This is a genomic window from Variovorax sp. UC122_21 (assembly GCF_044056785.1).
Lineage (GTDB): Bacteria > Pseudomonadota > Gammaproteobacteria > Burkholderiales > Burkholderiaceae_C > Variovorax.
In genome coordinates, this window is record NZ_CP172004.1 from 3,693,503 (window position 1) to 3,717,463 (window position 23,961).

Annotated in this window: 26 protein-coding genes and 1 pseudogene; 17 read left to right on the forward strand and 10 right to left on the reverse strand. The window is 71.7% G+C overall.

Annotated elements, in window-relative coordinates:
• Positions 1 to 7: 7 nt before the first annotated feature.
• From ACHMXE_RS29845 to ACHMXE_RS29855, 3 genes are read left to right on the forward strand one after another with little or no spacing between them, the layout of a single operon-like run.
• The gene (locus ACHMXE_RS29845) at positions 8 to 820 is read left to right on the forward strand and encodes an ABC transporter ATP-binding protein (protein ID WP_057594250.1); all 813 of its coding nucleotides are present in this window, start codon (positions 8 to 10) and stop codon (positions 818 to 820) included.
• The gene (locus ACHMXE_RS29850; RefSeq protein ID WP_395347766.1) at positions 817 to 1,650 is read left to right on the forward strand and encodes an ABC transporter permease; all 834 of its coding nucleotides are present in this window, start codon (positions 817 to 819) and stop codon (positions 1,648 to 1,650) included. The genes ACHMXE_RS29845 and ACHMXE_RS29850 overlap by 4 nt, the downstream gene beginning before the upstream one ends.
• A complete protein-coding gene (locus ACHMXE_RS29855; protein ID WP_395347767.1) occupies positions 1,643 to 2,653 on the forward strand; it encodes a substrate-binding periplasmic protein in 1,011 nt (336 codons plus the stop codon). Before ACHMXE_RS29850 ends, ACHMXE_RS29855 begins: the two co-directional genes overlap by 8 nt.
• Positions 2,654 to 2,756: 103 nt before the next feature.
• Here ACHMXE_RS29855 and ACHMXE_RS29860 read toward each other — a convergent pair whose 3' ends face one another.
• From ACHMXE_RS29860 to ACHMXE_RS29890, 7 genes are all read right to left on the reverse strand, one after another.
• Positions 2,757 to 3,752 (reverse strand): ABC transporter substrate-binding protein, encoded by a 996-nt coding sequence (locus ACHMXE_RS29860; protein ID WP_395347768.1) that lies wholly within the window; start codon positions 3,750 to 3,752, stop codon positions 2,757 to 2,759.
• Complete coding sequence (locus tag ACHMXE_RS29865; RefSeq protein WP_057594253.1) at positions 3,752 to 4,081, reverse strand: 4Fe-4S binding protein; 330 nt, start codon at positions 4,079 to 4,081, stop codon at positions 3,752 to 3,754. The genes ACHMXE_RS29860 and ACHMXE_RS29865 overlap by 1 nt, the downstream gene beginning before the upstream one ends.
• Complete coding sequence (locus ACHMXE_RS29870; RefSeq protein ID WP_395347769.1) at positions 4,078 to 5,640, reverse strand: FAD-binding protein; 1,563 nt, start codon at positions 5,638 to 5,640, stop codon at positions 4,078 to 4,080. Before ACHMXE_RS29870 ends, ACHMXE_RS29865 begins: the two co-directional genes overlap by 4 nt.
• A complete protein-coding gene (locus ACHMXE_RS29875) occupies positions 5,631 to 7,076 on the reverse strand; it encodes a YeeE/YedE family protein (RefSeq protein WP_395347770.1) in 1,446 nt (481 codons plus the stop codon). Before ACHMXE_RS29875 ends, ACHMXE_RS29870 begins: the two co-directional genes overlap by 10 nt.
• Before the next feature lie 96 nt (positions 7,077 to 7,172).
• Positions 7,173 to 8,123 carry a sulfurtransferase gene (locus ACHMXE_RS29880; RefSeq protein WP_203205589.1) on the reverse strand — a complete coding sequence of 317 codons (951 nt, stop codon included), beginning with the start codon at positions 8,121 to 8,123 and terminating at the stop codon, positions 7,173 to 7,175.
• Between the two features lie 120 nt (positions 8,124 to 8,243).
• Positions 8,244 to 8,468 (reverse strand): hypothetical protein, encoded by a 225-nt coding sequence (locus ACHMXE_RS29885; protein ID WP_395347771.1) that lies wholly within the window; start codon positions 8,466 to 8,468, stop codon positions 8,244 to 8,246.
• Positions 8,408 to 8,839 carry a TetR/AcrR family transcriptional regulator gene (locus ACHMXE_RS29890; RefSeq protein ID WP_395352862.1) on the reverse strand — a complete coding sequence of 144 codons (432 nt, stop codon included), beginning with the start codon at positions 8,837 to 8,839 and terminating at the stop codon, positions 8,408 to 8,410. The genes ACHMXE_RS29885 and ACHMXE_RS29890 overlap by 61 nt, the downstream gene beginning before the upstream one ends.
• On the opposite strand from ACHMXE_RS29890, the gene ACHMXE_RS29895 reads away from it, so the two are divergent.
• The 11 genes and pseudogenes from ACHMXE_RS29895 to ACHMXE_RS29945 all read left to right on the forward strand — a co-directional run bounded on the left by ACHMXE_RS29895 (position 8,753) and on the right by ACHMXE_RS29945 (position 18,248).
• Positions 8,753 to 8,980 carry a hypothetical protein gene (locus tag ACHMXE_RS29895; RefSeq protein WP_395353092.1) on the forward strand — a complete coding sequence of 76 codons (228 nt, stop codon included), beginning with the start codon at positions 8,753 to 8,755 and terminating at the stop codon, positions 8,978 to 8,980. The two genes, ACHMXE_RS29890 and ACHMXE_RS29895, sit on opposite strands and share 87 nt — an antisense overlap.
• Positions 8,981 to 9,071: 91 nt before the next feature.
• Positions 9,072 to 9,704: a CoxG family protein gene (locus ACHMXE_RS29900; protein ID WP_395347773.1), complete on the forward strand. Its 633-nt coding sequence runs from the start codon at positions 9,072 to 9,074 to the stop codon at positions 9,702 to 9,704.
• 16 nt (positions 9,705 to 9,720) lie between these two features.
• Positions 9,721 to 10,590 (forward strand): xanthine dehydrogenase family protein subunit M, encoded by an 870-nt coding sequence (locus ACHMXE_RS29905; protein ID WP_057594258.1) that lies wholly within the window; start codon positions 9,721 to 9,723, stop codon positions 10,588 to 10,590.
• Positions 10,590 to 11,123, forward strand: coding sequence for a (2Fe-2S)-binding protein (locus tag ACHMXE_RS29910; protein WP_395347775.1), 534 nt, complete (start codon positions 10,590 to 10,592; stop codon positions 11,121 to 11,123). Before ACHMXE_RS29905 ends, ACHMXE_RS29910 begins: the two co-directional genes overlap by 1 nt.
• Positions 11,124 to 11,257: 134 nt before the next feature.
• Positions 11,258 to 12,895 (forward strand): annotated as a pseudogene (locus ACHMXE_RS29915) (xanthine dehydrogenase family protein molybdopterin-binding subunit); the annotation flags it as partial.
• 119 nt (positions 12,896 to 13,014) lie between these two features.
• Complete coding sequence (locus tag ACHMXE_RS29920; protein WP_395347776.1) at positions 13,015 to 13,506, forward strand: molybdopterin cofactor-binding domain-containing protein; 492 nt, start codon at positions 13,015 to 13,017, stop codon at positions 13,504 to 13,506.
• 77 nt (positions 13,507 to 13,583) lie between these two features.
• On the forward strand, positions 13,584 to 14,828 hold the full coding sequence (locus ACHMXE_RS29925) for an ABC transporter substrate-binding protein (RefSeq protein ID WP_395347778.1): 1,245 nt from the start codon (positions 13,584 to 13,586) through the stop codon (positions 14,826 to 14,828).
• A 10-nt stretch (positions 14,829 to 14,838) separates the two neighbouring features.
• A complete protein-coding gene (locus ACHMXE_RS29930; RefSeq protein WP_057594262.1) occupies positions 14,839 to 15,711 on the forward strand; it encodes a branched-chain amino acid ABC transporter permease in 873 nt (290 codons plus the stop codon).
• A gap of 34 nt (positions 15,712 to 15,745) precedes the next feature.
• Positions 15,746 to 16,762, forward strand: coding sequence for a branched-chain amino acid ABC transporter permease (locus ACHMXE_RS29935; protein WP_395347780.1), 1,017 nt, complete (start codon positions 15,746 to 15,748; stop codon positions 16,760 to 16,762).
• Entirely contained in the window at positions 16,759 to 17,526 is a 768-nt protein-coding gene (locus tag ACHMXE_RS29940; RefSeq protein ID WP_093342541.1) for an ABC transporter ATP-binding protein, read from the forward strand. The genes ACHMXE_RS29935 and ACHMXE_RS29940 overlap by 4 nt, the downstream gene beginning before the upstream one ends.
• The gene (locus ACHMXE_RS29945; protein ID WP_296734375.1) at positions 17,523 to 18,248 is read left to right on the forward strand and encodes an ABC transporter ATP-binding protein; all 726 of its coding nucleotides are present in this window, start codon (positions 17,523 to 17,525) and stop codon (positions 18,246 to 18,248) included. Before ACHMXE_RS29940 ends, ACHMXE_RS29945 begins: the two co-directional genes overlap by 4 nt.
• Positions 18,249 to 18,264: 16 nt before the next feature.
• Here the strand turns inward: ACHMXE_RS29945 and ACHMXE_RS29950 are convergent, their stop codons facing one another.
• Positions 18,265 to 19,119: a fumarylacetoacetate hydrolase family protein gene (locus tag ACHMXE_RS29950; protein WP_203205588.1), complete on the reverse strand. Its 855-nt coding sequence runs from the start codon at positions 19,117 to 19,119 to the stop codon at positions 18,265 to 18,267.
• A gap of 46 nt (positions 19,120 to 19,165) precedes the next feature.
• A complete protein-coding gene (locus ACHMXE_RS29955) occupies positions 19,166 to 20,176 on the reverse strand; it encodes a VOC family protein (protein WP_395347783.1) in 1,011 nt (336 codons plus the stop codon).
• A 133-nt stretch (positions 20,177 to 20,309) separates the two neighbouring features.
• Here ACHMXE_RS29955 and ACHMXE_RS29960 point away from each other — a divergent pair, with 133 nt between their 5' ends.
• A complete protein-coding gene (locus ACHMXE_RS29960) occupies positions 20,310 to 21,014 on the forward strand; it encodes a GntR family transcriptional regulator (protein WP_203205586.1) in 705 nt (234 codons plus the stop codon).
• A 124-nt stretch (positions 21,015 to 21,138) separates the two neighbouring features.
• Positions 21,139 to 21,696, forward strand: coding sequence for a DUF4865 family protein (locus ACHMXE_RS29965; RefSeq protein WP_395347784.1), 558 nt, complete (start codon positions 21,139 to 21,141; stop codon positions 21,694 to 21,696).
• Positions 21,697 to 21,798: 102 nt separating this feature from the next.
• On the opposite strand, the gene ACHMXE_RS29970 is transcribed toward ACHMXE_RS29965, so the two are convergent.
• Entirely contained in the window at positions 21,799 to 22,662 is an 864-nt protein-coding gene (locus ACHMXE_RS29970; protein WP_395347785.1) for a LysR family transcriptional regulator, read from the reverse strand.
• Between the two features lie 135 nt (positions 22,663 to 22,797).
• On the opposite strand from ACHMXE_RS29970, the gene ACHMXE_RS29975 reads away from it, so the two are divergent.
• Positions 22,798 to 23,949: a DSD1 family PLP-dependent enzyme gene (locus tag ACHMXE_RS29975; protein WP_395347786.1), complete on the forward strand. Its 1,152-nt coding sequence runs from the start codon at positions 22,798 to 22,800 to the stop codon at positions 23,947 to 23,949.
• Positions 23,950 to 23,961: the final 12 nt, after the last annotated feature.

The following is a 23,961-nucleotide window of genomic DNA, read 5'->3' on the forward strand; positions in this document are numbered from 1 at the left end:
CGCGCGCATGAGCGGCATCAAGATCTCGGCGCGCGACGTGCGCATGGACTACGCGGCGCGCGGCGCGAGCGAGCGCGTGCGCGTGCTCGAGGGCTTCGACCTCGACGTGCGCGAGGGCGAGTTCCTCTCGGTGCTCGGCCCCTCGGGCTGCGGCAAGTCGACCTTCCTAGGCATCCTGGCCGGGCTCACCGAGCGCACCGGCGGTCGCATCGCCATCGACGGCCAGCCGGTCGCGGGCGTGCACCGCAACCAGGGCGTGGTGTTCCAGGGCTATGCGCTGTTCCCGTGGCTCACGGTGCTCGACAACATCGCGGTGGGCCTCGAGATCCGCGGCATCGGCAAGGCCGCGCGCCGCCGCACCGCGCAGGAGTACCTCGAGCTGGTGGGCCTGCACGGTTTCGGCGAACGCTATCCGCACGAGATCTCGGGCGGCATGAAGCAGCGCGTGGCGATCGCGCGCTCGCTGGCCTACCGGCCCGACGTGCTGCTGATGGACGAGCCCTTCGCCGCGCTCGACGCGCAGACGCGCGAGATCCTGCAGGGCGAGCTGCTGCGCATCTGGGAGCAGTACCGCAAGACCATCGTCTTCATCACGCACAGCCTCGAGGAGGCGGTCTACCTGTCCGATCGCGTGGCCGTGATGACGCAGCGGCCCGGCCGCATCAAGGCGATCATCGACATCCCGCTGGCGCGGCCGCGCTCGGCCGAGCTGCGCCATTCGAGCGAGTTCGCGGCCCTGCGCCAGCGCGCCTGGGAGGTGCTGAAGGACGAGGTGCAGGTCGGGCTGAAGCCGCGTTCCCTCGAAGGAGTGGTCTCGTGAGCGCCGTGCTCGAAGGCGCGCCCGCCGCGCCAGCGCCGCGCCGCACGCTGGCGCGCTTCGCCCGGTTCGCGGGCCGCTTCGCCGAACGCGCCGCCGGCATCGTGCTGTTCCTCGCGCTGTGGGAAGCGCTGCCGCGCCTGGGCATCGTGAGCGACGCCTACCTGAGCCCGCCCTCGGCCGTGCTCGCGAGCATCGGCCAGTTGCTCGACAACGGCCAGCTCTGGAAGCACGTGGCCGCGAGCCTGCAGCGCTCGCTCTGGGGCCTGGTGCTCGCGAGCGGCGCGGGCGTGCTGCTGGGCCTGCTGGTCGGCGGCTTCCGCCGGCTCGCGGCCATCGTCGACCCGGTGCTGCAGCTGTTCCGCCAGACCTCGGCCTTCGCGCTGTTCCCGGTCTTCATCCTGTTCCTCGGCATCGGCGAGCTGTCGAAGGTGGCGATCATCTTCTGGGCCTCGTTCTGGCCGGTGCTGCTGAGCACGGTGAGCGGCGTGAAGCAGGTCGACCGGCTGCTGGTGAACTCCGCGTTGTCGATGGGCGCCTCGCGCCGCTTCGTCTTCTTCAAGGTGGTGCTGCCGGCCTCGCTGCCCTCGATCTTCACGGGCGTGCGGCTCGCGGGCGCCTACAGCATCACGGCGCTGGTGGCGGCCGAGATGATCGGCGCGCACTCGGGCCTGGGTTTCCTCACGCTCAACTCGCAGGAGACCTTCCAGATCCCGACCATGTACGCCGGCATCCTGCTGCTCGCGGTGCTCGGGCTGCTGCTGAACTACCTGCTGGCGCTGCTCGAGCGCCGGCTGCTGCGCTGGCGGCGCGGGTTGAGCCTCGATGAGTGAGAACCCGCGTCCGCCCTCCGCCGTGGCCGGCCTGCTCGACGGCATCGGCCGCTGGCCCAGCCTGGTCGCGGCCGGTCCGGTGCTCGCGGTGGTCGCCGCGCTGGCCGCCGCCGGCGGTGCCTGGCCGAATGCCGACAACGCGCCGCGCGAGCGCGGCCTGTCGGGTCCCGCGACCTGGCTCGCGTGGCTGCCTCCGCTGGCCGTGCCCGCGCTGGCCACGCCGCTGAACCAGTTGCCCAAGGGCCCGGTGCTCGCGCGCGCGATCGCGCGCGGCGAACTGGTCGTTGGCGTGCGGCGCTATCCGCGCCCTGCTCCGCCCGGCTCGCCAACGCCGCCCGAACCCGATGCCTTCGACGCCACCCTGGCGCGCGAACTCGCCGCCTCGCTGGGCGTGAAGGCCGTGCTGGTCGGCCTCGCGCCCGACGAACGCGACGAAGCCCTGCGCGACGGCCGTGTCGACCTGCTGGTGGCCGGCGTGCCGGCCCAGGGGGCGCGCACCGACGAAGGCGGCGCCGGCATCGATGCCGCGCCCGGCAGCTACGACACCGGCCGCGGCCAGGTGGTCGCGCTGCGCCGCGGCCGCGTGCAGGACGAGGAGGCGCTGCGCGGCGCCTCGGTCTGCGTCGGCGAAGGCTCGGGCTATGCGGGCGCGGTGGCGCTGCGCTATGGCGCGCAGCCGCGCAACTATCCCTCGGCGGTGCATGCGGCCTCGGCCTTCATGGCCGGCGAATGCGCGGCGCTGGCCGAAGACGCGCAGGTGCTCGAGCGGCTGATGGGCAACGAGGAATGGCGCTTCTACAAGCCGGTGGCGCAGGACCTGCGCGCGCCGGCCGACGCGGCCGTGCGGCTCGCGGCCGGAGACGCCGTGTCGCGCGACTACATCGCCGCCGCGCTGCGGCGCTGGCGCGCCGACGGCACGCTGGCGCAGGCGCGGGGGGCGCGTGCGGGGAATCTGCAGTTCGAGATCACCTTGTTAAAGGATGGGTTGGTCTGCCATTCGTGAGGAACGGGCAGCCAACACGCAGCCGCTCAAAAACCGTTCTCGCTGAGCTTGTCGAAGCGCCGCGCGAGGCTTCGACAGGCTCAGCCCGAACGGTTTGGAGCGTTCAGCCTTCCATGCCTTCACGCGACGCCCACTGCCACTGCCCCAACGCGAAGTCCTGCGTCACCAGCTTCTCCGTCAGCAGGAACTTCTTCACCTCCTCGATCAGCCCCAGCCCCTCGGCGGGATAGGCCGCCTCGGGGTACTGGCTCAGCGGATGCGAGGCCTTGACCGCCTCGAGCGGGAAGCCACTGACCTCGGCATGGAAGGCGTAGTAGGCCGCGCTGTCGGCGCGCATCTCGGCGATGGCGGCGCGGCGCGCGCGGGTCCAGGCGGCCGGCAGGCCGGGCGCAGTGGCGAGCAGCTTCGACGAGGCGACGATCACCGAGGTGCCGCGCAGGGTGGGATGGCGGTCGGCCTCGTCGATCACGGGGTAGCCGCGCGATGCGAGCAGCGGCCCGACGTCGATCTGGGCCGCGAAGGCGGCGATCGAGCGCTGGTCGAGCGCGGCCTCGCCGTCGCGCGGGAACATGTGGATCACCTTCACCGACTTCTGCAGGCCATGCTCCTTGAGCAGGCCCAGCACGTAGCGGTGCATGTAGGAACCGCGCGCCACGCCGATGGCCTGGCCCTCGAGCTCGCGCACGCTGCGCACGCCGTCGCGCGGCGTGAGCAGCCAGACGTTCATGCCCACGGTGTCGAAGCCGATCAGCCGCGCATCGAGCCCGCGCGAGCGCGCGACCACGGCGGGCGTGTCGCCGTAGATGCCGACGTCGAGCACGCCCGAGATGAAGGCTTCGTTGAGGTCGGGTCCGTTCGGGAAGTTGCGCGTGACCACCTCCTTGAAACCCAGCGGCGCGAGCTCGCGCTGCAACAGGCCCTGGCGCAGCGCCCAGCCGGTGGCGGCCGCGGGCTTCCTGCCCGGACCGATGTAGCCCAGGCGCAGCACGCCCGCGCCCGGTGCACCCTGCGCGATCGAGAACAGCGGCAGTGTGGCGGCGGAAGCGGCAACGGCGCCGCGCAGCAGCCGCCGGCGGCCGGTATCGACGGGCGCCGCCATCAGTGCGCGCGCCGCAGCAGTTCGAAGCTGGCGTCGGCCGAGGCCGTCGACTGGCGGCCGCGCCCCCAGCCGATGTCGCGGCGGTAGCTGCCCATCAGCGCCTGGGCGGCCACGTCGCGCTCCTCGGCGGTGGCGCCGCGGTCGGCGATCGGCGCGACGTAGAGCGCGTCCTCGGGGCAGTAGAGCTCGCACATGAAGCAGGTCTGGCAGTCGTCCTGGCGCGCGATGCGCGGCAGGCCGCCGGGCACGGCCTCGAACACGTTGGTCGGGCAGGCGCTCACGCAGATGTTGCAGGCGGTGCAGCGTTCGGCGCTGATGAGTTCGATCATGCGGCCACCTCTTCCTCGGCGCGCCGTTGCACGGCGTGGTGCTGTACCCAGACCTCGTCGAGCCCGCCGCTCAGGAGGCGATGGCGCTGGGTCGGGTCGATGGCCGAATGCTCGCGCCGGCGGTGCATGCCGCGCGTCTCGGTGCGCTGCAGCGCGCTGCGGTACATCCAGCGCGAGGTGGCCAGCATGGCGGCCGCTTCGCGCGCGCGCACCGCGTCGGCCGCGCTGGCCGCCGGCGCGCCCTGGCGCAGGCGCTCCCACAGGGCGTCGAGCCGCGCGAGAGAATCGCGCAGCGCATCGCCTTCGCGGAACCAGTTGCGTTCGTAGGGGAAGACCTCGGCCTGCACCGCGCGCACCACGGCCTGGCTGTCCCAGGCCTGCGCGCCGCGCGTGGACAGCGCGACGCCGCCGGCACGCAGGGCCGTGCGTTGCGAACGCGCGCGTGCATCGCGCCCGAAATCGGCCGCGCCGGCGCCGGCCCAGAAACCCGAGGACAGCGCCCAGGCCGCGTTGTGGCTGCCGCCGCCGGTGAAGCCGCCGCAGATGAGCTCGCGCGTGGCCGCGTCGCCCGCGGCATAAAGGCCGGCCACGGTGGTGGCGCAGCTGTCGTCCACCAGGTGCAGGCCACCGGTGCCGCGCACCGTGCCCTCGAGCCGCAGCGTGACCGGGAAGTGCTGCGTGAAGGGATCGATGCCCTGGCGGTCGAAGGAGACGAAGAAGTTCGGCTGCGCGGTGCGCATCCAGGCGCGGATCTGCGCGTCGGCGCGGTCGAGGCAGGCGTAGACCGGTTGGGTCTGCAGCGTCTGCGCGATCACGCCGCGGCCCTTGGACGAACCCGCGCCCTCGATCGCCACGCCATCGGCCGTGTAGAAGGTGGCCCAGTTGTAGAACAGCGACTTGGTGACCGACGAGAACGCCGGGCCGAGCCCGTAGGCGTTGGAGAACTCCATGCCCGACAGGGCCGCGCCGACTTCGGCCGCCATCAGCTGGCCGTCGCCGGTCAGCACGTTGCAGCCCAGCGCGCGGCTCAGGAAGGCGCAGCCACCGGTGGCGATGACCACCGCGCCCGCGCGCACCACCCAGCTTTCGCCGCTCTGTCGGTTCACGCCGGTGGCGCCGCAGACGGTGCCGTGCTCGTCGACCAGCAGCTCGAGCACCGGACTGTGGTCGAGGATGCGCGCGCCCGCGGCCTTCACGCGCTTGCGCATCAGCCGCATGTACTCGGGGCCCTGCAGCGAGGTGCAGCGCAGCGCGCCCTGGTCGTCGACCGGGAACGGATAGCCCCATTCCTTGAGCGTCTCGACATTGGTCCAGGTCTGCTCGAGCACGCGGTCCATCCAGGCGTGCTCGGCCAGCTGGCCGCCCATGGCGAAGCGGCTGGCCTTGGCCTCCTCGCGCGCCGTGCCTTCGGCCGGCACGTGCCACAGGCCGGTGCCCGAGGGCGCGGTGGCGCCCGAGGTGCCGCAGAAGCCCTTGTCGGCCAGCAGCACGCGCGCGCCGCGCGCGGCAGCGCTCACCGCGGCCCAGGCGCCGGCCGGGCCGCCGCCGATCACCAGCACGTCGGCCTCGTGGCGCGTGCCGCCATCGGCGCCCGAAGAAGCTGCCGCTCGAAATCCCTGGCGCCCATGTCGCGTGTCCTCTGCTGCAAGAAAGAAAAGAGGACCGACCGTAGCGCCGGCTCGGGCGCGGCACAAAGAAGGAATGCGTGCTTCGATATGCGCGGCCCTGGAATGCCGCTCAGGTACCCAGCCGCAGCCTGAGCCCGGCCCCAGACCGCCAGCAGCACGGCCGCGCCGAACACCCAGCCCGAGAGCGCGCCGGCCATGGTGCCCGACAGCAGGTTGCCGACGGTGCAGCCCAGGCCGGTCATCGCGCCCCAACCGAGCAGCAGGCCGCCGCCGAGCCCGCGCGCGACCTGCGCCGGCCGCGGCCACGCGGGCCGGAACTGCCCGCTCGCGAGCGCGGCCGCGAAGGCGCCGGCGACGAGGCCGCCGACCAGCAGCGCGTTCGGCGTCTGCCACAGGCTCTGCGCCACGGCCGTGACGCAGCCGGCGAAGCCGTCGAGGCCCTCGAGCCGCTGCGGCAGCAGGCCCTGCCCTTCGCCGGCCGCGCGCGCCGCGCTGCCGAGCGCGGCCGTCACGCCCAGCGGCCGCAGCCGCAGCACCACGATCACGGCGATGGCACCCACCGCGAGGCCGCCCCAGACGTAGGGCCAGCGCCCCTGCAGCAGCGCGCGCAGCGCGGCGCCGAAGCTCGCGGGCGCGGCGGCGTTCCGCGCGGGCGGCAGGCGCCGCCACAGCAGCGCGCTCGCGAGCGCCAGCACCGCGAGCTGCAGCGCCGCCGAGCCCGCATAGCCGAGGTGGTGCGGCAGCCAGGGCACGGGCGCGGTGGCGATGGTCGCGCTGTAGAGCGGGTTCCAGGTGTTGAAGCCGAGCACGAAGCCCAGCGCCGCGCCCGCGAGCGCGAAGGGCGCGGTGGGCGAGCCCTCGCCGAGCCGGTACCAGTGCGCGCTGATGCACGAGCCCGACACCACCATGCCCGCGCCGAAGGCCAGGCCCGCGAGCACCAGCGCCCAGCTCACCGGGCCGATGTGCGCATCGGGCGGCAGCCGGCCCGGCTGCGGCACCGGCAGCCAGCCGCTCATCACCACGTGCATGCCGAGCGTGCCCACCGCGAGCGCCGCGACGATCGCGAGCAGGCCGCGCGCATCGCCACGTTCGAAGTAGTCGCGCGCATGGCAGTAGAAGCAGAAGCGCGAGCGCTGCAGCACGATGCCGAGCACCGCGCCGATGCCCAGCGCGAAGGCCAGCGCGCGGCCGCCGCTGCGCTCGCCGAGCAGGTGCACGCCGGTCGCGAGCAGCACGAGCACGACCGAGGCCACGGCCAGCGCGGGCCAGCGCGCCGCGCCCGTGCCATCCAAAAAAAACGAGCCCGAAGGCTCGCCCAATGCCGTCCGCGCTTCCGGCGGACGGCCACCCAACTCCTGGTGACTCATTGAAGTACCTTCGTGCTTCGCACTACGGTGCGAGCTTGCTTGGGGCGGCCCGGCGCGGCGCTCACGCACCCTCCTCGTTCTTCTTCTCTCCTCGCATCACTTCGATGCCCAGACGGTGCCGCTCGGGTTGTTCACCGGCACGCCGACCGCGTTGCCGTACTCGGTCCACGAGCCGTCGTAGTTGCGCACGTTCTTGTAGCCGAGGATGCGGTGCAGCGCGAACCAGGTGTGGCTCGAGCGCTCGCCGATGCGGCAGTAGGTGATGACCGGCTTGCTGCCGTCGATGCCGGCGGCGGCGTAGAGCGCCTTCAGCTCGGCCGGCGACTTGAAGGTGCCGTCCTCGTTGACCGCGCGGCCCCAGGGCACGTTGGCCGCGCCGGGGATGTGCCCCGCGCGCACCGCGAGTTCGGCGGCACCCGGCGGCGCGAAGATCTTGCCGCTGTATTCGTCGGCCGAGCGGATGTCGACCAGGCGAGTGTCCGACTTGCCGTCGGCCACCGCCACCACGTCGGTCAGGCGCGCGCGCAGCGCCGGGTCGGGCCGGCTCGCCTTGAAGGCGGTGGCGGCGTACTCGGGCGTGCGGTTCTCGAGCGTGCGGTTCTCGGCCTCCCACTTCTTGCGGCCGCCGTCGAGCAGCTTCACGTTGTTCAACCCGTACTGCTCGAACACCCAGGCACCCCAGGCCGCGAACCAGTTGTTGTTGTCGCCGTACAGCACGATGGTGGTGTCCTTGTCGACACCCGCCGCCGACAGCAGCTTCTCGAACTGGGCCTGGCTCACGATGTCGCGGCGCACGCGGTCGTTGAGGTCGTTGTGCCACGAGAAGTTGACCGCGCCGGGGATGTGGCCGCGCTCGTAGAGGCCGGGGTTCACGCTGACCTCGATCACGCGCACCTTGGCGTTCCGGAGGTTCTTCTCGAGCCACTCGGTGGACACCAGCGCCTCGCCGGCCTCGGTCGTGGATTGGGCGAAGGCCGCGGGGGCGCTCGCGAGGAAGGTCAGCGTGGCAAGGGAGGCGACTCGCCACCAGCGGCTCAGGATCGACATGCGTAACTCCTTGTGAAAAGTGCAGGCCGCACTGTAGGGAGTCGACGCACGCTCACCAACGAAGCGTTTGCGATATGGCTATGACCAATGCATCTGAAAGCGGCACCCGCTTCGGCGCGATCAGGCCGAGGGCTTCGCGCCCTTGCGGCCGAACACCTCGGGCGCCACCAGCATGAAGGCGCGCACGCGGTCGGCCAGCACCGCGTCGAGGTCCTCGGGCATGGCCTCGGCGTAGATCCAGCGCCGCACGCCGATGTAGAAGATCCCGCCGTGCATGCCCCACATCAGCTCGCGCTCGCGCTCGGTGGGCCTGGCGCGCCCCGTGAGGCCGAGCTCGTGGCGCATCTCGCGCCAGATGTGCGGGAACAGCCGCTCCTTGAGCAGTTCCATGTACTGTCCCGGCACGTAACCGTCGGACAGCCCCGAGAACACCAGGATGCGCACCCACTCCTTGGTGAGGATCGCGCGCGCATAGGCGCCGTAGAAGCGCACGCCAACCGCGCCTCGAGCGGCGTGGAACGGTCGGACAGCCACTCCTCCCACTCCTGCTGCCAGCGCTCGAGGTAGACCTCCTCGTACACGCGCTCGATCAGCGCGCGCTTGTTCGGGAAGTAGTGATAGAGCAGCGGATGCGTGATGCCGATCTGCTGCGCCAGCTCGCGCGTCTGGCCGTCGAGGCCGCGCTCCGAGAAGAAGGCGATCGCGCCGTCGAGGATCTGGCGCTCGCGGTCCTCGGTCGAGAGCCGCTGGCGCGCGGGTTTGACGGCCACGTTCTTCGGGTCTTCGGATGCGTCTTTCATGAAACGGCTGTTGTCTTCGGTGTTGTCGTTGGAGGGTCGCAATTTACCTCATGGTAAGTACCAATGATCTTATTGACCAATCGTTAAATACTCCGGCCCATGCGAACGGCACCGGCTCCCGGTGCGCCACCGAAGAAAGAGACGACGGATGGAACTGCAAGGCGAACAGTGGATTCCCGCGGGCCGCGAGACGGTCTGGCGCGCCCTCGACGATCCCGAGCTGCTGGCGCGCTGCGTGCCCGGCTGCGAGGAGATCCGCCGGCTCGGCGAGAACGAGATGGAGGCGCGGCTGCTCGCCAAGATCGGCCCGGTGCGCGCGCATTTCAGCGGCCGCATCCGCCGGCTCGACGTGGTCGAACCGCAGAGCTGCCGCATCGCCTTCGAGGGCAGCGGCGGCGCGGCCGGCATGGCCAAGGGCGAATCGCGCGTCACGCTCGCCACCGAGGGCAACGGCACGCGGCTGACCTACACGGTCGAGGCGGCCGTCGGCGGCAAGCTCGGGCAGATCGGCGGCCGGCTCGTGAATGCCTCGGCACGCAAGATGGCCGACGAGTTCTTTCTCGCGCTCAACGAGCAGCTCGCGCCCAAGCCCGCGGCGCAGGTGCTCGAAGCCGCGGCGGACATGCCCGAGGCACGGCGCGAACCGGCCCCCACGTTGGCGGCACCCGTGCGCGCCGCCGCCGCATCGGCCGGCTTCGGCCCCTGGTCCGGCGAACTGCAGCGCCTGCTGTGGCTCGCGATCGGCAGCGGCATCGGCTGGCTCGCGAGCCGCGCGTTCTGAGCCAGGAAAGCCCGCGATGAAAGCCCCCGCCTTCTCCTACCTGCGCGCGCAGAGCCTGGCCCAGACCTCGGCCCTGCTGCGCGAGCACGGCGACGCGGCCCGCGTGCTGGCCGGCGGTCAGACCCTGCTGGCCACGCTCAACATGCGGCTGTCGAAGCCGCAACTGCTGATCGACATCGCCGCCCTGCCCGAGCTGCGCGGCATCGAGCTGCGCGGCGACTTCCTGCGCATCGGCGCGCTGGTGCGGCACGTCGACATCGAATGCTCGGAACTGATCGCGCAGCGGCTGCCGCTGCTGTCGCAGGCCGCGCCGCACGTGGCGCATGCGGCGATCCGCAACCGCGGCACGCTCGGCGGCTCGATCGCCTTCGCCGATCCCGCGGCCGAGTGGCCGGCCTGCGCGCTCGCGGCCGATGCCGAGCTGATCGTGAGCGACGGCCAGCGCGAGCGCCGCGTGATGGCCGGCGACTTCTTCATCGACCTCTACCAGACCGACCTGCGCGCGCATGAGGTGCTGGTGGCGCTCGAGTTCCCGCTGCCGGGCCCGGCGCGCCGCTTCGCCTTCGCCGAACTCGCGCGGCGCCATGGCGACTACGCCATCGTGGGTATCGCGCTGGCCGCCGACGTGCACGAGGGCCGGCTGTCCGACCTGCGCATCGCCTTCTTCGGCATGGGCAACACGCCGATGCGCGCGCTCGGCGCCGAGACCCGGCTGGCCGGCACCCGGGCCGACGAAAGCACGCTCGAGGCCGCCGTGCTGAGCCTCGACGAAGACATGCAGCCCGATGCCGACCTGCACAGCAGCGCCGCGGCCAAGCGCCACCTGGCCGGCGTGCTGCTGCGGCGCGCGGTCGAGCGCGTGCTGCAACCGGAGACCGCCCAGTGATGGACACCACCGACACCCACGACCTCAAGCTCGCGGTGCGCATCGAGGTCAACGGCGAGGTGCACGCCTGCCGCGTGGAGCCGCGCCAGCACCTGGTCGACTGGCTGCGCGACGAGCTCGGCCTCAAGGGCACGCGCGTGGGCTGCGAGCACGGCGTGTGCGGCGCCTGCACGGTGCTGATCGACGGCGAGATCGCGCGCGGCTGCCTGGTGCTCGCGGTGCAGGCCGACGGCCGGCGCATCGAGACCATCGAGGGCCTGTCCGACGCCGGCACGCTCGCCGACCTGCAGCGCAGCTTCTCGGCGCGCAATGCCGCGCAGTGCGGCGCCTGCACCTCGGGCATGCTGCTGACCGCGCATGCGCTGCTCGAACGCACGCCCTGCCCGGGCCGCGAAACGATCCGCGAACAGATCTCGGGCAACTACTGCCGCTGCACGGGCTACCACGCGATCGTCGACGCGATCGCGCTGGCCGGGCAGGAACGGCAGGCACGATGCGGCGGCTGTACCGGCGCCGCGGGGAGTGCGGCATGAACGACCTCACCCTCCCCGCGCCGGTGCGCGAGATCGAGGCGCAGCGCTACATCGGCCAGTCGGTCGAGCGACCCAGCATGCAGCGGCTCACGCAGGGCCGCGCGAACTACGTCGACGACCTCGAGCTGCCGCGCATGCTGCACGTGGTCTACCTGCGCAGCCCGCATGCGCATGCGCGCATCGTGCGCATCGATGCCGAGGCGGCGCGCCGCATGCCGGGCATCGCGGCCATCGTCGACGGCCGCCAGCTCGCGGCGGTCTGCGCGCCCTGGGTCGGCACGCTCAAGCACCTGGCAGGCATGCGCTCGCCGCCGCAGCATGCGCTGGCGATCGAGCGCGCCACCTGGCAGGGCGAGGCGGTGCTCGCCATCCTCGGCCGCACCCGCGCGCTGGCCGAGGACGCGCTCGACGCGGTCCAGGTCGAATGGGAGCCGCTGCCCGCCGCGGTGCACATGGACACGGCGCTCGATGCCGCCACGCCGGTGATCCATCCCGAGCTCGGCAGCAACCTGTGCTTCCACCGCGAGATCGACACCGGCGGCGTGGAAGCGGTGTTCGAGGGCGCCGACGTGGTGGTCGAGGACGAGTTCCGCTTCGGCCGCCACACCGGCGTGACGCTGGAGCCGCGCGCCGTGCTGGCCGACTTCACGCCCACCGGCCGGCGTCTCGTGGTGCACCACTCGCACCAGGCGCCGCACATGATGGCCGACCTCTATGCGCGCCAGCTCGGCCTGCAGGAGGCCGACGTGCGCGTGGTCTGCCGCGACGTCGGCGGCTCCTTCGGCATCAAGGTGCATGCCTATGCCGACGACTTCGCGACGGTGGCGCTGTCGGTGCTGCTGGGGCGGCCCGTCAAGTTCGTCGCCGACCGGCTCGAGTCCTTCGTCACCGACGTGCATGCGCGCGAGCACCGCGTGAAGGCGCGGCTCGCGCTGGCACACGACGGCCGCATGCTGGCGTTCCAGATCGACGACCTCACGGGCATCGGCCCGTTCTCGATGTTCCCGCGCACCAGCGCGATCGAGGGCAACCAGGTCATCAACATCACGGGCGGCCCCTACAAGCACGCGCACTACAAGGCCACGCTCGATGTCGCCTTCCTCAACAAGGTGCAGACCAGCCAGTACCGCGGCGTCGGCCATCCGATCGCCTGCACGGTGACCGAGGGGCTGGTCGATCTCGCCGCGGCGAAGCTGGGCATCGACCCGCTCGAACTGCGCCGCCGCAACGTGATGGAGGACGGCAGCTATCCGCGCCAGGGTGCCTCGGGCATCCTGCTCGAGGGGCTGTCGCACCAGGCCTGCCTGGACCGCATCGAGACGCTGATGGACTACGGCGCGCTGCGCCGCGAGCAGGCCGCGCTGCGCGAGCGCGGCGTGCACCGCGGCATCGGCTTGGCGGCGCTGATCGAGCTGACCAATCCCGGCCCGGCCTTCTACGGCGTGGGCGGCGCGCGCATCGCGGCGCAGGACGGCGCGACCGTGCGGCTCGACCCCACCGGCGTGGTGCACTGCGCCACCGGCGTGGGCGAACAGGGCCAGGGCACCGAGACCATCTTCGCGCAGATCGTGGCCGACACGCTGGGCCTGCCGATGGCCTCGGTGCGCGTGCTGACGGGCGACACCGCGGCCACGCCCTACGGCGGCGGCACCTGGGCCTCGCGCGGCGCGGGCATCGGCGGCGAGGCCGTGCTGCTCGCGAGCCGCGACCTGCGCCGCCACATCCTGGCGCTGGCGGCCGCGCACCTGAAGCGGCCGGCCGAGGGCCTGACGATCGCGCACGGCGAGGTGCGCTGCCTGGCCACCGGCGACACGCTGTCCGACCTGGCCGAGCTCGGCCGGCTCGCGCACTTCCGCCCGACCTGCTGCCCGCGGGCTTCCAGCCCGAGCTGGTGGTCACGCGCCACTATGCGCAACGCGACTATCCCTTCGTCTTCACCAACGGCGTGCAGGCCTCGTATGTCGAGGTCGACGTCGACACCGGCTTCGTGCGGCTGCTGCGCCACTGGGTGGTGGAGGACTGCGGGCGCGTGCTCAACCCGATGCTGGTCGACGAGCAGATCCGCGGCGCCGTGGTGCAGGGCATCGGCGGCGTGCTCTACGAGGAATGCCTCTACGACGACCACGGCCTGATGCGCAACGGCAGCATGGCCGACTACCTGGTGCCGATGGCCTTCGAGATGCCCGACATCGAGGTGGCCCACATCGAGACGCCCACGCGCACCTCGCAGCTCGGCGCCAAGGGCGCGGGCGAGGCCGGCACGGCGGGTGCGCCGGCCGCCGTGCTCAACGCGATCAACGACGCGCTGCGGCCCTTCGGCGCCCACGTGTCGGAACAGCCCGTGACCCCTGAGAAAGTGCTGCGCGCCCTCGGGCGCATCTGATCCCCGGCCGCGCGGGCGCCCTCCCCCGGCCCGCGCCTTCATCGCTTGCATTGACCCGAACGACAAGGAGACACGCCATGACCTCGCCCCTCGACCTTCCCTCCCCCTCGCTGCGCCGGCGCACCGTGCTGCAGGCCGCCGGCGGCGCCCTGCTGGCCTCGGGCGCCGCGCTGCCGCTGCGCGCGCTGGCGCAGAACGAACCGTTTCGCGTCGGCCTGCCGATCCCGCTGACCGGGCCCTTCGCGGCCGAGGCGCGCGCGGTGCAGCAGGGCGCCGAACTCGCGGTCAAGGAGTTCAACGCGGCCGGCGGCCGGCGCGCCGAGCTGCTGGTGCGCGACGACAAGCTCAACCCGCAGGAGGCCGTCACGCGCACGGTCGAGCTGATCGAGAAGGACCGCGCGCACTTCATCGTGGGCTCGGTGTCGGCGGCGGTGCAGCTGTCGGTCAACAACGCCACCAAGCAGCGCAAGATCATCTACAACTCGGTGAGCCAGTCCGACTCGATCAACGAGGCCAAGGACTTCAGCAAGTACACCTTCCACGAGTGCCTGAACCCGCACATGACCGCGGGCGCGGTGGCGCGCTACGCCTTCCCGAAGATGGGCAAGCGCGTGGTGTTCCTCACGGCCGACTACGCCTACGGCCACGAGATGTCGCGCGGCTTCCTCGCGGCCGGCAAAGCCTTCGGCATCGAGGTACTGGCCGACATCCGCCATCCGCTGGGCCAGACCGATTTCTCGAGCTACTTCCCGCGCATCCTCGCGCTCAAGCCCGACGTGCTGGTGGTCTGCAACTTCGGCCGCGACCAGTCGATCGCCTTCCGCCAGGCCGGCGACTTCGGCGTCAAGCAGAAGTCGAAGATCATCGCGCCGCTCTTGATGCACTCGGGCCGCATGGTCGACGGCCACGAGGTGTATGCCGACATCATCGGCGGCACCGGCTACTACTGGGGCATGGAGGAGAGCACGCCCTCGGCGCGCGCCTTCAACACGGCGTTTCGCGCGGCCAACGGCGGCACCGCGCCGACCGACTACGCGGGCCTGGGCTATGCGGGCGTGCGCAACCTGCTGGCCGCGGCGAAGCAGGCCGGAAGCACCGACAGCGACCGCGTGGTCGAGGCGCTGCAGGCCCTCAGGAGCGACGCCTACAAGGGGCCGACCTACTACCGCGCCTGCGACCACCAGTCGGTGCAGTCGGTGCTGATCGTGGAGTCGAAGCCCGCCGCGCAGGCCAAGGGCAAGGACGACATCTTCCGCATCGTCGCCACCGAGGCCCCCGACGAGGCACGCATGCGCAGCTGCGCCGAGCTGGGCCACGCCTGAGAGCCTCGCCGTGGAACTCTCCGTCTCCCTGCTGCTCCAGCAGCTCTTCGTGGGCCTGGCGCTCGGTGCCATCTACGTGCTGGTGGCCGTCGGCCTGTCGCTCATCTTCGGGCTGCTGGGCGTGGTCAACTTCGCGCACGGCGCCTTCTACATGCTGGGCGCCTACGTGGCGGTCTATGCCTACGGCCTCACCGGCAGCTTCTGGTGGTGCCTGCTGCTGGTGCCGCTCGCGGTCGGCCTGCTGGGGCTGGTGGCCGAGCGCTGGCTGATCCGGCCGCTGTACGGCCGCGGCGTCGACTACCCGCTGCTGCTGACCTTCGGCCTGGCCTACGTGCTGGTCGACGGCGTGCGCATGGTCTGGGGCGTGCAGGGCGAGGCCTTCGCCACGCCCGAGGCGCTGCGCGGCGCGGTCGACCTGGGCTTCGGCGTGTTCCCGCTCTACCGGCTGTTCCTGCTCGGCCTGTGCGCGGCACTGCTGCTGGCGCTGTGGCTGTTCATCGAGAAGACGCGCCTGGGCCTGGTGATCCGCGCCGGTGCGCGCGATCCGCTGGTGCTCAAGGTGCTGGGCATCGATGTGGGCCGCGTGTGGCTCTTGATCTTCGGCCTCGGCACCGCGCTCGCGGGCCTGGCCGGGCTGCTGGCGGCGCCGCTGCGCGGGGTGAATCCCGAGATGGGCGGCTCGGTGCTGATCGAGGCCTTCGTGGTCACCGTGATCGGCGGCATGGGCTCGCTGGTCGGCGCCATCGTGGCCGGCCTGCTGGTGGGCGTGGTGGTGGCGATGACCACGCTGTTCCAGCCCGAGCTCGCCGAACTCGCCATCTTCGCGCTGATGGCCGCGGTGCTGATCCTGCGGCCCAACGGGCTGTTCGGCGCGCGCGACTGAAGGCGCGCCCTTCGCTTCCAACGCTTTCCAGACCATGTCCACCACCACTTCCTCCTCCCCGCCCCCGCTGCGCGCGCCGCGCGCCGAAGCCGCCGCGGCCCCGGGCGCGCGACGGCTGCGCGAGGCGGCCACGCGCCACCGCGTGCCGCTGAGCATCGCGGTGCTCGCGCTGTTCCCGCTGGTCGTTCCCTTCCACGCGATGGCGATCAACATCCTGCTGTTCGGCCTGTTCGCCGCGGGCTACAACCTGACCTTCGGCTACACCGGCAAGCTGTCGTTCGGCCACGCGGCCTTCTACGGCAGCGGTGCCTACGCCTGCGGCATCCTGATCGCCAGCTACGGCCTGCCCTGGCCGCTGGCCGTGGCGGCGGGCATCGCGCTCGGCGGGCTGGTGGCGCTGGCCATCGGCGCGCTCGCGATCCGCACGCGCGGCATCTACTTCGCGATGGTCACGCTGTCGCTCGCGCAGTGCGTGTACTTCGCGGCCTTCCACGCGACCTCGCTGACCGGCGGCGACAACGGCCTGCGCGGCGTGAACGTGCCCACGCTGCGCCTCGGCAGCTGGCAGGTCGACCTGCTGCAGCCGCTGAACCGCTACTACTTCATGCTCTGCTTCGTGGCGCTGGCCGTGTGGCTGCTGTCGCGCATCCTGCAGTCGCCGTTCGGCGCGGTGCTCGAGGCGGTGCGCGAGAACGAGCAGCGCGCCCGCGCTTCGGGCTTCGACGTGGAGCGCGCCAAGCTGCTGTCGTTCGTGATCTCGGGCCTGTTCTGCGGGCTGGCCGGCGCGCTGACGGCGATCAACCTCGCGACCGTGGGCATCGACACCCTGTCGTACCACACCTCGGGCCAGGTGATGATGGTCACGCTGCTCGGCGGCATGGGCACCTTCTTCGGGCCCTTCGTGGGCGCCGGCGTGTTCCTCGCGATGGAGCATGCGTTGACGGCCGTGACCGAGCGCTGGCAGCTGATCGTCGGGGTGATCTTCATCGCGCTGGTGCTGTTCTTCCCGAAGGGCATCTGGGGCACGCTTCTCGCGAGGATGGAACGATGACGACCACGCATCGGGACGCCATCCTCGAGACGCGCGGCCTCACCAAGCGCTTCGGCCAATTCACCGCCAACGAGGACATCGGCGTGAGCTTCCCGCGCGGGCAGCTCACCGCGATCATCGGTCCCAATGGCGCGGGCAAGTCGACCTTCTTCAACATGGTCTCGGGCGCCTTCGCGCCGAGCGCCGGCGAGATCCGCTTCGACGGCCGCGACATCACCGGGCTGGCCCAGCACCGCTTCGCGCACCTGGGCATCGCCAAGTCCTTCCAGGTGACCAACCTGTTCCCCGACCTCACCGTGCTGGAGAACGTGCGCGTGGCGGTGCAGGCGCTCGACAGCGGCTTCGACTGCTGGCGCCCGCGCGCCGCGCGCCGCGACTGGATCGAGAAGGCCGAGCGGCTGCTCGAGCGGGTGCAGCTGCAGGACAAGCGCGGCTTTCGCGCCGAGCGGCTCTCGCACGGCGAGCAGCGCGCGCTCGAGATCGCGGTGGCGCTGGCGAGCGACCCGAAGCTGCTGCTGCTCGACGAGCCCACGGCCGGCATGAGCCCCGAGGAGACGCGCTCGGTGATGGACCTGATCCTCGCGCTGGTGGCCGAACGCACGGTGGCGCTGGTGGAGCACAAGATGAAACTGATCATGGGCGTGAGCGACCGCATCGTGGTGCTGCACCAGGGCCGCCTGCTGGCCCAGGGCAGCCCCGCGGAGATCCGCGCCAACGAGGACGTGCAGCGCGTCTACCTCGGCCACGGAGGGCAACACCGATGACCCCAACGCAACCACCGCTGCTCGCGGTGCAGAAGCTCGAGGCCTGGTATGGCCGCAGCCACATCCTGCAGGGCGTCGACCTCGAGGTGCACGCGGGCGAGATCGTCTGCCTGATCGGGCGCAACGGCGCGGGCAAGACCACGATCATGCGCAGCATCATGGGCCTGATGGGCCGCACGCGCGGCAGCGTGCTGTTCGACGGCGTGTCGCTGCTGGGCCTGCCGCCGCACCGGCGCTTCCACCAGGGACTGGCCTACGTGTTCGAGGAACGCCGCATCGTGCCCGGGCTCACGGTGCTCGAGAACCTGCGCTTGGGCATCCTGGCCTCGGGCCGGCGCGCGCGCGAGCAGGAGCTGATCGACGAGGTGGCGCAAACCTTTCCGCGCCTCAAGGAGCGGCTCGCGCAGGTGGCGGTCACGATGTCGGGCGGCGAGCAGCAGATGCTCGCGATCGCGCGCGCGATGGTGGCGCACCCCAAGCTGGTGATGCTCGACGAGCCCAGCGAGGGGATCATGCCGGTGCTGGTGGACGAGATGTTCGCGCTGTTCGCGGCCTGGAAGCGCGCCGGCAAGACGCTGCTGCTGGTGGAGCAGAACGTCGAGCTGGCGCTGTCGATCGCGGACCGCGCCTACATCGTCGACCAGGGCTGCATCGCGCACCACGCGGGCGCGGCCGAGCTGCTGGCCGACCGCGAGATCCAGGAGCGCTACTGCTCGGTGTAGCGCGCCCGGGCCTGGCTCAGGCCCCGTCGACCACCGGGTTCGACAGCAGGCCCACGCCCTCGATCTCGACCTCGCAGACGTCGCCGGCCTTCATGAACACCTGCGGCTTGCGCGCCAGGCCCACGCCCGAGGGCGTGCCCGCGATGATGATGTCGCCGGGCTGCAGCGCGAAGGGCTCGGAGCACACCGACACCAGCGTCGCTACGTCGAAGATCATGTCGCGCGTGTTGGCGTCCTGCAGCACCTGGCCATTGAGCCGGGTCTGCAGCCTGAGGCCGGCGGCGCCCGCGGGCAGCTCGTCGGCGGTCACGAACTCGGGACCGAACGAACCCGAGCGATCGAAGTTCTTGCCCATCATCCATTGCGCCGACTTGAACTGGTAGTCGCGGATCGAGCCGTCGTTGAACACCGAGTAGCCGGCCACGTGGTCGAGCGCCTGGTCCTTGGCGATGTAGCGGCCGGCCTTGCCGATCACGATGACCAGTTCGCCCTCGTAGTCGAACTGGGTCGAGACGTGCGGGCGCTCGAGCGCCTTGCCGTGGCCCACCCACGAGGAGGCGAAGCGGTGGAACAGCACCGGGTAGGTCGGCGGGTCGAACTTGCTCTCGGCCGCATGGTCGATGTAGTTGAGGCCGACCGCGATCGCCTTGGCGGGCGACTGCACGGGCGGCAGCCAGTCGAGGCCGGCCAGCGGCAGCCGGCTGCGCGCGGTCTCGCCGGCGCGGCGCGCGGCGGCCAGGCCCTCGGGGCCGGCGCGCAGTAGCTCGTCGAGCGTGGCGGGCAGGCCTTCGGCGCTGAGGTTTACGACTTCGTCGCCAAGACGAAGACCGAGGGCGGGCTTGCCGCTGCTTTGAAAGGCCAGGAGGCGCATGGGAGTTCCTTGTGGTGGGTGAAAGAGGAAGGGGAAGGCGAAAGGATCAGGCGGCGGGATCGGCGGCCGGCGGCGCGGGCTCGATCTCGAAGTTGGTGACGAAGTCCTCGGGCACGCGCGGGCCCCAGGCATAGAAGGAGTCTTCGGGCGGATGGTCGGCGGCGGGCCAGTCGAAGTCGCCGGGCACGAAGTCGATGTCGTACGAATACTCGGAGTAGCTGCCCCAGGGATCGCGCACGTAGTGGAAGTAGTTCGAGCCCAGCACGTGGCGCCCCACGCCCCAGCCACGCACGTGGCCGGCGGCCAGCATCTGCTCCATGCCGCGGCCGACCTCGTCGATGTCGGCCACGTCCCAGCTCAGGTGATGCAGGCCGGGCCCGCCCGACTTGGCCATCGCGATCAGGTGGTGGTCGCTGCCGTGCACGCCGTGCATGAAGACGATCAGATCGCCCGAGCGGTCGGAGACGCGCAGGCCCAGCGCCTCCTCGAAGAAGCGCACCGCTTCCGGCACCTTGGCGCTGAACAGCAGCACGTGCGAGAGCCGGCGCGGCTGCACCTTCGGGATGCGCGCGCGGTTCAGCGAAGCGCCCACGCCCGGCGGCGGACGCGGCGCGAGCACCCGTTCGCCCGCGGCTTCGGGCGAACTCTTGGCGGCCACCACGACCTGCACCGGAAAGCCGTCGGGGTGCAGCAGCCAGAGGCCGGCCTCGCCGCCCTGCCCCGCGCTCAGCGGATGGGCCTCGCAGCGCGGCAGGCCGAGCTGTTGCGCACGCGCGGCGATGGCGTCGAAGTCTTCCGCGAAGCAGCCGAAGCGCAGGTACTGCAGCTTCTTGGGCTGGCCCGGCGCTTCGTACAGCGAACCCCAGGCCTGCGGATGGCCCACGGTGTGGAGGTCGAGCCGGCCGCCATCGCGGCGCGGATCGAGGCCGAAGGCGGCATAGAAGCGCTCGGCCTCGGCGAGGTCGGGCACGGTGAACACGAAGCGGTCGAGCGAATGCACGGCCTGCAGCGCGGCGCGCGGCGGGTTCTTGACGGTGCGAAGCGAGGTGTCGGTCATGGTGGCTTGTCTCCAGTGGACGGGTGGATCCGTGGTTTTTCGTTCGAATAATATATTATTTATTGAATCATAGATTTAAAAGCCTGCCAAGTATGATCCGGGCCAACGCAACGCCACGGCGCGAAAGGACGCGATGAACGAGAAGACCAAGGGCATGAGCCAGACCCGGCTGGTGTTCACCCACCTGCGCGCCGCCATCGTCGGCGGCCGCCTGCTGCCCGACGCCAAGCTCAACATCGCCGCGCTGGCCGAGGAGCTCGACGTGAGCGCGGGCGCGGTGCGCGAGGGGCTGGCGATGCTCGAGGCCGAATCGCTGGTGGTGTCGGAGCCCGCGCGCGGCTTCCGGGTCAGCCCGATCTCCGAGCCCGAGCTCGAGGACCTGGTGCAGGCACGCATCGAGATCGAGAAGCTCTGCCTGGCCGAGGCGATCCGCCACGGCGGCCTCGAATGGGAAGGCCGCGTGGTGTCGGCCCATCACCGGCTGTCGCGGCTGGCCGAGCTGCAACACGAGCTGCCGCGGACCTTGCTGAGCGAGGACTGGACCACCGCCCATGCCGAGTTCCACCATGCGCTGGTGAGCGGCTGCCCCAACGGCTGGCTGCTGCGCATGCACCTGATGCTCTACCAGCAGAGCGAGCGCTATCGGCAGCTGTCGGCACCACTGGGCGGCGACCAGCGCGATGTGCGCGGCGAGCACCAGGCGCTGGTCGACGCGGTGCTCGGCAAGGACGTGCAGGCCGCGCAGGCGCTGATCGTGGAGCATCTGCAGACCACGGGGCGCCTGCTGGTCGAGGGCCTGCGCGCGCAGGCGCCGAAGGCCGCGAAGCGCCGGGCGTAGCCGCGCGGCCATCCCTCGGCCATTGCGCCGCCACATCACAGCTATATCGCGCGGCCCCTTCAACCGGCCCGCCCGGCATCGCAAGCTTGCTGCATCTTCAACAAAGCATGCAAGGAGCGACACGATGTTCGCGATGCAGTATTCGCACCGGCTGCCGGCCGGCCACGACATGGAAGCCATCCGCCGCCGCGCGGCGCAGCGCGGGCCGCTGTGGGACGACACCGAGGGCCTGGTGTTCAAGGCCTTCGTCTCGCAGGAGCGCGGACGGCATCGTGCCGTCGGCAACCTCTACGCCTCGGTCTACCTGTGGCGCGAACCGGCGGCCGCGACCTCGTTCCTGATGACCGAGCGCTTCCAGAACGTGATCGACAGCTTCGGACGGCCGAGCGTGGAGAGCTGGCTGCCGCTCGATGCACGCGCCGGCGCGGCTCGCACCGAACGCGCGGTCTGGCTGCGACGCAGCGAACAGACGCTCGACGCCGATGCCGACCGCGCGGCGGTGTTCGCCGCGCAGGCCCGCGAGCCGGAAGCCGGCGTGGTCGCGACCTGGAGCGCGCTCGACCTCGCCGCCTGGCGCATCGTGCGCTTCACGCTGCTGACCGACGCGCCCGAGCCGGCCGACGGCGAAGCGATCTACGAGGTGCTGCACCTCGCGAAGCCGGGCCTGGCGGCGCTGCCATGAGCACCGCCTTCGACCTGCTCGCCGGCCATCTGCTGGCCGTGCTTTCGAGCGCCGCCGTGCTGGCGATGGCCACCGCCGTGGCGGCCATCGCCCTGCGCGCGTTCAGCGCCTGAAGCCGCCGGCCGTCGCGCGCATCGCATCCGACAGCGACTTCAGGGCGCGCCGCGCGGGCGCGTCGGACACGCCCGCGTGCAGCACCACGTCGCGCGCGGGCAGCGGCGGCAGGCCCAGCACCGGGCCGATCTCGATCGTGCCGGCCGGCGCCACGCGGCGCCCGAGCGCGGCCACCGCGAGTCCGGCCGAGACGGCCGCGCCCACCGTGAGGATGCCGCCGCCCACGAACACCTCGGACCAGGACACGCCGCCCTGCGCCAGCGCCGTGATGGCCATCTGCCGCACGCTGCAGGGCTCGGCCTGTGTCGCCAGCGGCAGCGGTTCGCCCGAGTGGTGGATGAAGTCGGGCGCGGCCATCCAGCCGAAGGGCTCCTCGAACAGCACCTCGCCGTCGAGCCGGCGGCTGTCGTGGCGCAGCACCAGCACGGCATCGAGCGCGCCGCGGTCGAAGGCCTCGAGCAGTTCGCGCGAGGTGGAGACGCGCACCTCCATCACCACGCCGGGCTCGGCCTGCTTCACGCGGCGCAGCAGCAGCGGCAGCTCGGCGCCGACGATGTGATGGCTCAGGCCCACCACCAGCCTGCGGCGCGGCGCCGCGAAGGCATCGAGCGCGCCGCTGTGCGCGGCCAGCAGGTTGCGCGCGAAGGGCAGGAAGGCATCGCCCTCGGCCGACAACCGCACGCTGCGCGGCGTGCGTTCGAGCAGCCGGCGGCCCAGGCCGTCCTCGAGCCGCTTGATGCGCAGGCTCACGGCCGACTGGGTGCCGTCGAGCGCCTCGGCCGCGCGCGTGAAGCTGCGCAGGTCGGCGACCAGCACGAAGGCCTGCACGGCCTCGATGTCGAGCGCCTTCATGGCGCGCGCCCGTCGAAGGCTCGGGGATCGGTGGGGACGATGGAAGGCGCGCTCATTTCGATGCGATCATTTCACAAGGCATTCGCCCGCGTGTTCCGGCGCGGCACATCGACCCTCCACAGAAAGAGACATCCCGTGTCCCTCGAAACCCACTCCCCCGTGAATGCGCCGCTGATCGGCGTGCCCGGCGGCCGCCAGCAGCTCGACACGCCGGCCCTCTTGATCGAGCTGAGCGCGATGACGCGCAACATCGAGCGCATGGCCGCCTTCGCGCGCTCGCGCGGCGTGGGCCTGCGGCCGCACGTGAAGACGCACAAGTCGGTGGCGATCGCGCGCATGCAGGTCGCGGCCGGCGCCATCGGCGTGAGCTGCGTGACGGTGGGCGAGGCCGAGGTGATGGTCGCGGGCGGCATCCCGGGCGTGCTGCTGACCTCGCCCGCGGTCACGCCGAGCAAGATCGCGCGCGTGCTCAAGCTCGCGCGCCAGGCCGGCCCCGGCGGGCTGATGGTGGTGATCGACGATCCGCGCAATGCCGCCGAGCTCGCGCGCGCGGCCGCCGCCCTGCCTCATCCGCTCGACGTGCTGGTCGACTACGGCGCGGGCTACAACCGCACCGGCGCCGCCACCGAAGCCCAGGTGCTGGCACTGGCCGCGGCGATCGCGGCCGAACCGCGGCTGCGGCTGCGGGGCCTGCAGGCCTATGCGGGCAACCTGCAGCACATCGTGGAGCGCGAACACCGCAGCGCCTCGGCCGCGGGCCTGCGCCAGACGGTGGCGCGGATCGTGGCCGCGGCCGAGCGCCAGGGCATCCGCTTCGAGATCGTGACCGGCGCCGGCACCGGCACCCACGACCTCGATGCGCAGGGCGACGGCTTCACCGAGCTGCAGGCCGGCTCGTACGTGTTCATGGATGCCGAGTACGCGCAGGTGCTGGCCGGCAACGGGCCCGGCCAGGCGTTCGAGGTTTCGCTGTTCGTGCAGACCGCGGTGGTCAGCACGCAGGCGGCCGACTGGGTGACCGTGGACGGCGGCAGCAAGTGCTTCGCCACCGACAGCGGCGTGCCGCTGGTGGCGCGCGGCGCCGGCACGGGCAGCCGCTATGCCTTCTTCGGCGACGAGCACGGCAAGCTCTTGGTGCCGGCCGACGCGCGCCCGGCGCTGGGCGCGCGTGTCGAGTTCGTGACGCCGCACTGCGATCCGACGGTGAACCTGCACGACGTCTACCACGTGGTCGAGGACGACACGCTGGTCGCCATCTGGCCGGTGGATGCGCGCGGGAAGCGCTGAGGAAGAGGAAGA